The sequence below is a fragment of the Adlercreutzia sp. CNCM I-6216 genome, assembly GCF_977113345.1.
The window spans coordinates 143,169-154,537 of record NZ_CDSBIE010000006.1 but is presented as its reverse complement, the minus strand read 5'-3'; the positions used below and the strand labels follow the sequence as shown (position 1 = coordinate 154,537).

Genomic DNA, 11,369 nt, shown 5'->3' with positions numbered 1-11,369 from the left:
AGGCGCTGCGCTGCTTCATGCTTTTATGGGCGCCCCTTCGGGGCGCTTTTTCAAATTGGTGTTCAGAGAGTTTCGGCGACGCCCCCGGCGCTCTCGGACGCTGCAGGGTCTCGGTTGCTCCGGTGCCCGGGAGCGCTACCTGGTGAGAGGCTGCTGCTCTAGTTTCAGGAGGGCGGCGTTGATGTCGTCGGTGGGCTTGCCGGTGGCGGTGACGATGCGGTGCGTTGGTACGAGCAGGGGAGTGGGGCAGGCGCGCAGGGCGGCTCCGACGGAGCGGAAGGAGCCGGGGCGGCCCAGCGTTTCGGCGAGGGCGCGGGCCGTGGTCGTGTGCCCGTAGGGGATGTTCGCCGCGGCCTTCCATACCTCCTGCTGGAAGGCGCTGCCCTCGGGGCGCATGGGAACGGTGAACGCCGATCGCTGGCCGGCGAGGTAGGCCATGATCTGGTTGGCGGCCTCGGTGGTGAGCGCTGTGGGCTGCCGGTCGCCGGGGAGGTTCTGCTCGCCGAAGCTGACGGCGGTCACGGCGGTGCCGTCGGCGGCGATGGTGACGGGCCCGAACTTCGTCGGATAGGTGAAGAAGGTGCTGCGAGTCGTGCTGGGCATGGGTGTCCTCGCTCTCGTCGGAAGGCGTCGGCGCCCCATCGGGGCGCGGGCGCATCTGCGGCGCCGGCCGTGGGCGCCGGGCCGCTCCGTGCAGGTTTGCCGCTGACGGTCATTATAGGCCGTCGGAGCACCGTCGTCGCGGTAGAATGTCGCCATCGGAAAGCCGCGAGATGAGGATGCGTCCTATGTACCAACCTGTGAAAATCGCCCCTTCAATCCTGTCCGCCGATTTCATGAACCTCGGACGGGACATTCGCATGATCGAGGAGGGCGGCGCCGCCTTCGTCCACATCGACGTCATGGACGGCCACTTCGTGCCGAACCTCACCATGGGCGTGCCGCTCTTGAAGCAGCTCAAGCCCGCCACGAACCTTCTGTGCGACGTGCATCTCATGATCGACAACCCGCTGGACGAGCTGCCCTGGTTCATCGATGCCGGCGCCGATCTTTTGAACGTGCACGTGGAGGCGCTGGATGAAGCCGACCTGGCGCGGGCCGTCGCCCAGATCCACGAGGCGGGCCTTCTGGCCGCGGCGGCTCTGAAGCCCAAGACGCCCGCGAACGCGCTTTCGCCGGTCATCGCCGAGCTGGACATGGCGCTCGTCATGTCGGTGGAACCGGGCTTCTCCGGCCAAAGTTACATCGCGGGATCCGATTTGAAGGTGGCCGAGGTGGTGCAGATGGCGCGGGCGGCCGGCAACGAGGAGCTGCTCATCCAGGTGGACGGCGGCATCGGGCTTTCCACGGCGCCGCTTGTGGCCGCCGCCGGGGCCGACGTGCTCGTCTGCGGCAACGCCGTGTTCAAGGCCGACGACCCGCGGGCGGCCATTGGCGCCGTGAAAGACGCGGCCGACGAGGCCCGTGAGGCTGCCTTGGCCCGTGGCCAATGGAATTAAGAGAAAGAAGAAGCGCGATGAGCAACACCGAGGAAAACCTTGCGGCCGTCGAGCGCGAATTGGCGGCCGATGTGGCCATGGCCGAGGGGCGCGCCGATGCCGAGGACGCCACCCTGCCCGAGCCGGCGGCGGGCTTCATCTACCTGGACTACGCCGCCACCGCCCCCCTGTGCGCCGAGGCGGCCGGCGCCATGGCGCCCTTCCAGGTGCCCGGGCCTGCGAATTTGGCCGTGAACGCCAACGCCAACGCCCTGTACGGGGTGGGGCGCGCCGCCTTCGACCTTCTGGAAAGCGCTCGGCGCCGCGCGGCCCAGGCCCTGGGCGCCCGGCGCCCCGATGAGATCGTCTTCACCTCCGGTGCCACCGAGGCCGACGACGCGGCCGTCCTCGGCCTTGTGCAGGCGGCCGCCGAGCAGCGCCGCCTTGCCGGCCAGAAGGACCGCCCTCTGCACGTCATCACCTCCGCCATCGAGCACGATGCCGTGCTCGCGCCCTGCCGGCGCCTCGAGGGCGAGGGCGTGCTCGTCACCTACCTGCGCCCCAACCGCCAGGGCTTCATCGAGGCCTCGTCGCTGGCCGAGGCGCTCACCGACGACACGGTGCTCGTCTCGGTGCAAGCGGCGAATTCCGAGGTGGGCGCCATCCAGCCCATCCGCGAGCTGGCGGCGCTGGCCCACGAGCGCGGCGCCCTCTTCCACACCGATGCCGTGCAGGCCCTGGGCAAGATGCCGCTCGATGTGCAGAAGCTCGGCGTGGATGCGGCTTCCTTCTCGGCTCACAAGATCGGCGGCCCCAAGGGCGTGGGCGCCCTGTACCTGAAGGCCCGCACTCCCTTCGCCCCCTACCTTCTGGGCGGCGGTCAGGAATCCGGTCGCCGCAGCGGCACCCAGAACGTCGCCGGCGTCACCGGCTTCGTCGCCGCCCTGGAGGCGGCCCAGGAAGCCGAGCCGGAGGAGTCCGCCCGCCTGCGCGCCCTGCGCGACCGCCTCTATGCGGCCATGGGCTCCATCGGCGGCATCCAGCCCACGGTGGAGGTGGACGCCGGCAGCGAGGACTTCCTCCCCAACATCGTCCACGGCCTGGCCGATGAGTGGGAGAGCGAGACCATGGTACTGCGCTTCGACCAGCTCGGCATCTGCGTCGCCGGCGGCAGCGCCTGCTCCAGCCACTCCCTGGAGCCGAGCCACGTCCTCAAGGCCATGGGCATCACCGGCGACGAGTCCTACAACGCCCTGCGCATCTCCATGGGAAGATACACCACCGATGCCGATATAGCGGCCTTCGAGAAGGCTTTGAACAAAGTATTGAACTGGTAGAATACGGTAGAAGATAAAGCATTTCATTGTTGTAAGAGCAGCGTGTGGGCTCGGGGCGGTGGTGCCGCGCGCAGTTCATTCTATGGCATGCAGATACGTCAGAACCCTCGACGAGATCTGCCATAGAATGCTGTTTGAGCACGGCACTTCCGCCCCGAGCCCACACGCGGACAAGCGGTCGAGAGATGCGGGGATTGCTGTTTGAGCACGGCACCACCACCCCGAATCCGCACACGGACAAGGAGAGCAATTAAGTGGAACGAGTAAACACCCATTGCCATTGCGTCTATTCCGGCCACGGCACCGGCACCATCGCCGAGTACGCTGATGCCGCCGCGGCCGCCGGCCTCACCACCCTCGCCTTCACTGAGCACTTCCCGCTCTCTGCGGCCTTCGACCCCGACGAGTACCTCTCCATGAGGCCGCAGATGGTGAATGCCTACCTGGCCGAAATCGACGAGGCCCGCGCCCGGCACCCGCAGATCGAATTCGTCACCGGCACCGAGATGGACTACCTCGGCGCCTTGGAGGACCGCCAGCTCACCGAGGAGGCCCTGGCCCCCTTCCGCTTCCGCCTTCTGTCGGTGCACTTCATCGACGGCTGGGCCTTCGACGATCCCGATCAGAAGGCCCGTTGGAAGGAGCCCGGGGCGCCGGACGCCATCTGGCGGCGCTACGGCGAGCTGTGGTGCGAGGCGGCATCGAATGCGAGCCTGCCCTACGACGCCATGAGCCATCCGGATCTCGCGAAGAAGTTCGGCTATTACCCGAGTTTCAGCCTGGAGTCCCTCTACGACGAGATGGCCGAGGCGGCGCGCGCCGGCGGCCGCATGGTGGAGGTGAACACGTCGGGCGGCTACTACGCCTGCGCCGAGATGTTCCCGGCCCCGGGGCTGCTCGCCGCCTTCTGCCGCGCCGGCGTGCCCTGCACCGTGGGCTGCGACTCCCACGACCCGGCCAACGTGGCCCGGGACATCGAACGGGCCTACGGGCTCATGTACGAGGCGGGCTACAGAAGCGTTACCGTTCCGACAGCCACAGGCGACCGTCGAAGCATTACCATCGAATAGGGTGCGTCCGCGATAAGGCGCGCCGATTCCGTTCCAAGAAAGAAGCTGATCATATGGGATTGTTCAACAAGGCCGACAAGGCCAGCACCGAGGCTCTTTCCAAGCGGGGCGAGTCCCATCTCGCGCCGCGCGCGTTCAATATGACCATCGGCGGCCTGGAGAAGGCGCTGCTGAAGGAGTTCCCGGCCGAGGATGCCGAGAAGTGGGACCGCACCGGGCTTCTGGTGGGGGAGCGCTCGCTGCCCGTGACCCGGGTGGCCGTGGCCCTGGACGCCACGCCGGGTGCTGTGGCCGCTGCCGCTGAGGCCGGGGCCAACGTGCTCCTCACCCATCATCCGGCGTTTCTCGAGGCCCCCGATGCCTTCGCGCCCGAGGCGAGCGCCCTGGAAAGCCCCGGGGCCGTGGTGTGGGCCGCCATCCGCAACCAGGTGGCGCTCATGGATTTCCACACAGCGCTCGATGTGAGCTCGGCGGCGGCCCGGGTGCTGCCCGGTATGCTGGGGCTCAAGTTCACGCTGCGCTTCGCCGAGCCGTTGGCGGGCTCGCGGCGCAAGGGCTACGGGCAGATCTGCGAGGTGCCCGACAACGACGGCGAACCCGAGACCTTGGCGCGCCTGGCGGCCCGCTGCATGGCGGTCTTCGGCCGCGCGCCGCGGGTATGGGGCGCCCCCGATGCGCCGGTGCGCCGGGTCGTCACGGCCACGGGCTCGGCGGCCAGCCTCGCGCCGGCGCTTGTCGCGGCCGGGGTGGACGCCGTCGTCTGCGGCGAGATGAAGTACCACACCGCGCTGGAGCTGGCGGCGGCGCACGTGGCCGTCATCGAGCTCGGCCACGATGCGAGCGAGCTGCCCTTGGTGGCCGTGCTGGCCGAGGCGCTGGCCCGCGCCGGCGTCCCTGCCGAGGCGGTGACGCTTGTCGATCAGTCCGAGAACTGGTGGACGCCGGAGGCCGTCCGCGTCTAGTTGCGTAATTTTCTCCATTGCCCCTGCCCAAGATCTGGGTTTTCGCCTATTATTGTCAGGGAGAAAACAGAGATCGAAAGTGAGGTTCCATGGAGGCTACGCGCGACGATATCGAAGGTCTGTTCGAACTGCAGCGCATCGATCTCGAGATCAAGCGCCTGAGCAAGGAGCTGGACGAGCTGCCCCAGCGCGGCATCATCGTGGCCGCCCGCGACAAGAAGGCCGCCATCGAGGCCAAATCCGAGCAGGTGGCCGAGCTCAAGCGCGCCACCACGAAGAAGATCATCCGCATCGACGACGAGGACGCGTCGCTGGCCAAGAAGGAGGCTGGCGTCCAGGCCGCCATCGACGCCGCTCACGGTGACTTCCGCAACGTGGAGGCCCGCACCAAGGAGCTGGCGGGCATCGTGCGCCGCCGCGCCACCATCGCCGAGGATCGCGCCGGGGTGGCCGCCGAGCTGGACAAGATCAGCGCCATGGAGGCCCAGATCTCGCTCGCCCTGGAGGAGATCGCCGCCAAGGAGCAGGAGGCCATCGACTCGTTCCAGAAGCAGGGGGGCGACCTCAAACTCGCCATCGCCAAGCTGGAAGCGGCTCGCGGCCAGGTGGAGGCGAAGGTCTCCCCGCAGCTATTGGACGTCTACAACCGCACGGCGGCCCGCTCCGGCGTGGCCATCGGCGTGCTCGACGGCAACCGCTGCGGCGCCTGCCGCACGGTCATCGACGGCGGCCGTCTTATCGATCTGCGCAACCAGGCACCGCTGGGTATGTGCCCCTCGTGCAAGCGTTTGCTGGTGATCGCATAATTTCTGTTGCCCTCACCGCGCGCGCTGTGCTATAGTTGGCGAGCTGTGTCCAAAACGAAACAACAAGCACTACGGAGTTGATATCAATGTCGAAGGTTTGCGAAGTTTGCGGTAAGCACCCGGTTGCCGGTCGTAGCATCAGCCACTCTCACCGTGTGAGCAACCGCGTGTTCCGTCCCAACATCCAGAAGATCACCATTCGCGACGCGAAGGGCCATGTCCGTCGCGCCAACGTGTGCACCTCCTGCATGAAGGCCGGAAAGGTGGAGCGCGCCTAGCAAGAGCGCGTCCGCTTTCTTTCCCAGAGAATCCAAAAGCCCGCCCCGCGGGCTTTCTCTGTTTCGGCACAAAGTTGACGATGCGAAGGAGGCGGGGCGGCCCGCGTGCAGGTTGCGCAGCGACTGGAACAGCCCAGTGGGCTGTTCCACCAAGCGAGCCATTGCTTGAGCACGGGTCGTCCCGCCTCCTTCGCGGCGCCTCCGGTGATGCGAGTTCGTTTGTGGAATATGGCCGACTGTCATCGGGGGGTAACGGCGGCGGAGTGTTCGTTGCGCTATACTCTTCTCGACTATGTATGCAAAGCTCAGCGGAAAGGATTTGTCCCATGAGTTCTACGATACCCGGCAACCTCCACGTTGCCAACGACGTGCTGGCCGATTTGGTCGGTAACGCCGCCATGGAGTGCTACGGCGTGGTGGGGGTGTGCGCGCCCAACGCCGCCGACAGCATCGCCAAGATCCTGCCCGCCTCGCGCCTGCGCCGCGGCGTGGTGGTCAGCTCTCTGGAAGAGGGGGTGCACGTCGATCTGTACATCGTCGTGGAATACGGCACCAACATCGCCACGGTTTCCCGCAACCTCATCGACCAGGTCAGCTTCGCGCTGAAGGAGTACGCGCGCGTGCCGCTGGCCGGTGTGGATGTTCACGTCATGGATGTCAAGGTGCGCCGCTAAGGCTCATCGCGAGATGGGCTCAAGTGCCCGCCTGATGCGGGCAGCTCGCCCTTGAAGGAGAATTAACCCCTCATGTCTACTACGACTTACTCTTCCAATAACGTGCTGAACGCCGTGGCCGCCGCTGCCAAGGTTCTCGACGAGCGCAAGGAGGAAGTGAACCGCCTGAACGTGTTCCCGGTGCCCGACGGCGACACCGGCACGAACATGTCGCTCACCATCCAGTCGGTGGTGAGCAACGTGGCGAACCTTCCCATCGGTGCTCCGGGAGCCGATATCCGCAAGGCCATCACCACCGGTGCCCTCATGGGGGCGCGCGGCAACTCCGGCGTCATCACCTCCCAGATCTTGCGCGGCCTATGCGAGGGCAGCCAAAGCTTCGACGAGTTCGATGTCGAATCCATCGCCGCCTCCTTCGATCGCGCTCGCGAGGTGGCCTTCCAGGCCGTGCGCAAGCCGGTGGAAGGCACGATCCTCACGGTGCTGCGCGATTCCGCCGCCGCCGCCAAGGTGGCCGTCGAGCAGGAGCTTTCCATCCCCGAGGCCCTGGACGCCATCGTGGCCGAGGCCTACGCCTCGGTGCAGCGCACGCCCGACCTTCTGCCTGTGCTCAAGGAGCATGGTGTGGTGGACGCCGGCGGTTTCGGGCTCGCCATCCTCTTCGACGCCTTCACCGCGGCGCTGCTCGGGCGCTCCGGCACCATGGTCGACGAGATGTCCTTCGCCCGGGGGTCGCACCCCAAGGTGGAGATCGAGCAGGTGAACGACTGGGAGGGCTCCCGGTACCGCTACTGCAACGAGTTCCTCGTGGATTCCGATACCCTGGACAAGGATGCCGCGCTTGAGTTCCTCTCCACCATGGGCGACTGCGAGCTGTGCGTGGGCGAGGTGCCGAAGTTCAAGGTGCACGTGCACTCCGACCACCCCGATCAGGTGCTGAAGTATTTCCTCGATCACGGTCAGATCTCCGAGGTGTTCATCCACAACATGCAGATTCAGTCGGCCGAGCGCACCGAGAAGCTGGCCGCCGAGGAGCAGGCCGAGCGCAAGCCCCTGGGCTTTGTGGCCGTGGCCGCCGGTTCCGGCCAGGCGGAGATCCTGAAGAGCCTCGGAGTCGATGTCATCGTCTCCGGAGGCCAGACCATGAACCCCTCCACGAAGGATCTGCTGGACGCCGCAGGATCGGTGAACGCCGATGCGGTCATCATCCTGCCGAACAACTCGAACATCATCATGGCGGCCAACTCCGCCGCCGAGCTTTCTGAGACGCCCTGTGCCGTCGTGCCCACCAAATCGGTGCCCCAGGCCTTCTCGGCCCTGTTCGCCGTGGATGTGGATGCCTCCTTGGAAACGAACGTCGAGGAGATGACCGAGGCCGCCCAGGCCGTGAAGACCGGCGAGGTCACCTGGGCCACCCGCGACTCCAAGGACGCCGAGGGCAACCCCATCGCCGAGGGCGACGTCATCGGCATCGCCGACGGCTCCATCGAGGCGGTGGACGATTCCATCGACGGCGCGGTGCTGACGCTGCTCGGCAAGATGGACGCCGAGGACGCCGATACCTGCACCATTTTGGCCGGCGAGGGCTATTCCGACGAGGATCTGGAGGCGCTCGTGGCGAAGATCGAGGAAGCCTACGACGAGCTGGAAGTTGACGCCCAGCGCGGCGAGCAACCCCTTTACCCCATTGTGTTCTCGGTTGAATAATCTGCTTGAAGCTCTCCCGGGACGCGAGCTGGATGGCATGTTCAGCCGCTCAGACAGTCCTCGTCGGTATCGAAGGCGCCAGGGGCATCCTCTCCCCAACATAAGCCGCCTTCGATACCATCTGCGGAACTCGCTTGGTGAACACGCCGTCCATCTCGCGTTTGGCTCTGCCATAATAGAAGGAAGATAGTTTGCCCATTGATCGGGAAAAAGCTACGCTCTCGCTGGACGAGCCCGTGTCCCGGGTTCGTCTGGTGAGCCCTGCGCGGGCATCCGCGCTCGAGAAGCTCGGTGTGTGCACGCTGCGCGATTTGCTGACGCACTTTCCCCGATCCTACATCGACCTCTCGCAGGTGGAGACCTGCGGCACCGCTCGCATCGGGGAGGTCTGCACCATTCGCGGCACGGTGCACGAGATCAAGCTGAAGAAGCCCCGCTACAATCTCAAGCTCGTGGAGATCGCGCTCGTGGATGGCACGGGCATCCTTGTAGTCACCTGCTTTCGCCAGCCATGGCTGATGGATCAGGTGAAGGCGGGGGATGCGGTGGCCGTTTCGGGCAAGGTGACCTTCGACTACGGCTACAAGCGCATGACCAACCCCTTCATCGAAGTGATCGGGGAGGGGGAGGAGGTCACCGGCTCGGTGGTGCCGGTGCATCCGGCCACCGAGAAGCTCACGGCGGCCTGGGTGCGCCGCATCGTGGCCAACGGATTGGAGGCAGCCGAAGGGCTCTTCGACCCGCTGCCTTTGGGGCTGCGTCTGCGCTACCGGCTCATGAGCCGGAACGCCGCGCTGCGCGCCATCCATTTCCCGCGCACCATGGCAGAAGCCGACGAGGCGCGGCGGCGGCTCGTCTATGAGGAGCTTTTGTACCTGGAGCTGTTCCTCATGCAGGAGGGCGCGGCCCGCAGCGCTGGATGCGTGCCCCACGCCCACGTGGTGGACGGCCCGCGGCTTGGTGCCTTCGCCGCCTCGCTTCCCTTCGAGCTCACCGGCGAGCAGCAGCGGGCGCGCGACGAGATTCTTGCCGCCCTGGCGGCGCCGACGGTGGCCAACCACATGCTTTTGGGAGACGTGGGCACCGGCAAGACCGTCGTGGCTGGCCACGCCCTGGCTGCCGCCGCCGATTCCGAGGGGCAGGCCATGCTCCTCGCGCCCACCGAGGTGCTCGCCCGTCAGCACATGGAGGGCCTGGGAGAGCGCTTGGAAGGCGCCGGGGTGCGCGTCGCCCTGCTCACGGGCTCCACGGCCGCTGTCGAGCGGGCCGCCATCGTGGAGGGCTTCGCCGCCGGAGAGGTGGACGTGCTCATCGGCACCCACGCGCTGCTCTCCGACGACGTCGTGCCGCGAAACCTCACCCTGGCGGTCATCGACGAGCAGCAGCGCTTCGGGGTGGACCAGCGGGCGAAGCTGCTCGCCAAGGGGCAGGCGCCCGATGCGCTGTACCTGACGGCCACGCCCATTCCGCGCAGCTTGGCGCTCGCGCTCTACGGCAACCTCACGCTCTCCTACATCAAGCATCGCCCCCACGACAGCGCCCGTCGCACGACGCGGGTGCTCTCCCGAGAGCAGCAGGGCGACGCCTTCGAGGCGGCCCGCGAGGCGCTCGGCCGCGGCGAGCAGGTCTTCGTCGTCTGCCCGCTCGTGGGCAAGGACGCCGAGGCCCGCGACGCAAAAGCGGCGGGGCGCGCGCGCGAGGCCGATGCGGCGGGGGAGGAGTACCACCCGGCCGTGGCCATCGAGGACGATGCCGATTTGGCCGGCGACGATGTGACGGCGGCTACCCGCGAGGCCGAGATGCTGCAGCGCACCACCTTCGCCGACTGGACGGTGGGGCTGCTTCACGGCGGCATGGGCGCCGAGGCCAAGCGCGAAGTCATGGAGCAGTTCCGTGCTGGCGAGGTCCAGGTGCTTGTGGCCACGACGGTCATCGAGGTGGGCGTGGATGTTCCCAACGCCACGGTCATGATCGTCCAGGACGCCGACCGCTTCGGACTCGCCCAGCTGCACCAGCTGCGCGGGCGCGTGGGCCGCGGTGAGAAGGCGGCCGAGGTGTTCCTCGTCTCCGCTTCCCAGCGCGAGGAGTCGCTCGCGCGCCTGGCGGCCATGGAGAGCACCGACGACGGCTTCGAGCTGGCCGCCTTCGATTTGTCCCTGCGCCGCGAGGGCGATATCCTCGGGAACCGCCAGCACGGCGCCAGCGGGCTGAAGCTCGTGAACATCATGCGCGACGGTGCCGTCATCGAGGCCGCCCGCGCCGACGCCCAGGCCCTTCTGGAGGTGGATCCGAACCTGGAAGAGCCCGACCACGTCGCCCTGGCCCGCGAGGTCCGCCTCGCCTTCGCCCACGAGTCCGCCATCGTAGGAGGTTGATCATGCGCATCATCGCCGGAGAGTTCCGGGGCCGCAAGCTGGACGCCCCCAGAGGCGACGGCACCCGCCCCACCACCGACCGCGTCCGCGAGTCGCTCATGAGCGCGCTCGTTTCCCTGCGCGACGGCCTCGACGGCGCGGTGGTGCTGGACGCCTTCGCGGGTTCCGGGGCCCTGTCCCTGGAGGCTCTTTCCCGCGGCGCCGATACGGCCGTGCTCTGCGAGCGCGATCGGGACGCCGCCGCCGTCATCGAGCGCAACATCGCCGCCCTGCACCTCGGCCGCGATCGGGCGCGCCTCGTGCGCGGCGACGTTCTCAAGCGTGGCGCGGCAGCGCCCGGGCGTCCTTTCGATCTCGTCTTCCTCGATCCGCCCTACGCCACCGACCCGGCGGAGGTTTTCGGCCTCCTTAGCCGCCTCGACGCCGCAGACGCCCTGGCCGCCGATCTCATCGTCAGCTACGAACACGACGCCTCCGACGACGATGCCGTGGAGGCGCTGGCCGAAACGTCCGGATACGAAATAGCCTCCCGCCGCCACTTCGGCGACACCACCCTCGATCTTTTGGAGCGTTTGTGCACGGAATGACAGGGGTGTTCCATAGTTTTTCCATCATGGTAGAATGGTAAAACTTAGCGTGCACGACGTCTGCCCGCGCGTGTCCAAATGGGGGCCGTGGGGCG

At 67.1% G+C, this 11,369-nt stretch carries 11 protein-coding genes; 10 read left to right on the top strand and 1 reads right to left on the bottom strand.

The window, feature by feature from the left end:
* Window positions 1-135: 135 nt before the first annotated feature.
* Window positions 136-603 carry a methylated-DNA--[protein]-cysteine S-methyltransferase gene (locus ACYVRU_RS07480; RefSeq protein WP_161128437.1) on the bottom strand — a complete coding sequence of 156 codons (468 nt, stop codon included), beginning with the start codon at window positions 601-603 and terminating at the stop codon, window positions 136-138.
* Window positions 604-788: 185 nt separating this feature from the next.
* Here ACYVRU_RS07480 and rpe point away from each other — a divergent pair, with 185 nt between their 5' ends.
* The 10 genes from rpe (at window position 789) to rsmD (ending at window position 11,274) form a co-directional block, all read left to right on the top strand.
* A complete protein-coding gene (gene rpe / locus ACYVRU_RS07475) occupies window positions 789-1,499 on the top strand; it encodes a ribulose-phosphate 3-epimerase (RefSeq protein ID WP_114539718.1) in 711 nt (236 codons plus the stop codon).
* Between the two features lie 17 nt (window positions 1,500-1,516).
* Window positions 1,517-2,815, top strand: a complete 1,299-nt coding sequence (locus ACYVRU_RS07470; protein WP_306559519.1) for a cysteine desulfurase family protein — start codon at window positions 1,517-1,519, stop codon at window positions 2,813-2,815.
* A gap of 254 nt (window positions 2,816-3,069) precedes the next feature.
* On the top strand, window positions 3,070-3,885 hold the full coding sequence (locus ACYVRU_RS07465) for a histidinol-phosphatase HisJ family protein (protein WP_114539719.1): 816 nt from the start codon (window positions 3,070-3,072) through the stop codon (window positions 3,883-3,885).
* A gap of 53 nt (window positions 3,886-3,938) precedes the next feature.
* A complete protein-coding gene (locus tag ACYVRU_RS07460; protein ID WP_417175509.1) occupies window positions 3,939-4,847 on the top strand; it encodes a Nif3-like dinuclear metal center hexameric protein in 909 nt (302 codons plus the stop codon).
* A gap of 89 nt (window positions 4,848-4,936) precedes the next feature.
* Window positions 4,937-5,653, top strand: coding sequence for a zinc ribbon domain-containing protein (locus ACYVRU_RS07455; RefSeq protein WP_417175508.1), 717 nt, complete (start codon window positions 4,937-4,939; stop codon window positions 5,651-5,653).
* An 86-nt stretch (window positions 5,654-5,739) separates the two neighbouring features.
* Window positions 5,740-5,931: a 50S ribosomal protein L28 gene (gene rpmB / locus ACYVRU_RS07450; protein ID WP_157012836.1), complete on the top strand. Its 192-nt coding sequence runs from the start codon at window positions 5,740-5,742 to the stop codon at window positions 5,929-5,931.
* Between the two features lie 326 nt (window positions 5,932-6,257).
* On the top strand, window positions 6,258-6,605 hold the full coding sequence (locus ACYVRU_RS07445; RefSeq protein WP_022739691.1) for an Asp23/Gls24 family envelope stress response protein: 348 nt from the start codon (window positions 6,258-6,260) through the stop codon (window positions 6,603-6,605).
* Window positions 6,606-6,677: 72 nt separating this feature from the next.
* Window positions 6,678-8,312, top strand: a complete 1,635-nt coding sequence (locus ACYVRU_RS07440) for a DAK2 domain-containing protein (protein ID WP_417175507.1) — start codon at window positions 6,678-6,680, stop codon at window positions 8,310-8,312.
* Window positions 8,313-8,503: 191 nt separating this feature from the next.
* Window positions 8,504-10,687 (top strand): ATP-dependent DNA helicase RecG, encoded by a 2,184-nt coding sequence (locus ACYVRU_RS07435; protein ID WP_461185937.1) that lies wholly within the window; start codon window positions 8,504-8,506, stop codon window positions 10,685-10,687.
* A gap of 2 nt (window positions 10,688-10,689) precedes the next feature.
* Entirely contained in the window at window positions 10,690-11,274 is a 585-nt protein-coding gene (rsmD, locus tag ACYVRU_RS07430; RefSeq protein WP_461185936.1) for a 16S rRNA (guanine(966)-N(2))-methyltransferase RsmD, read from the top strand.
* Window positions 11,275-11,369 lie beyond the last annotated feature (95 nt).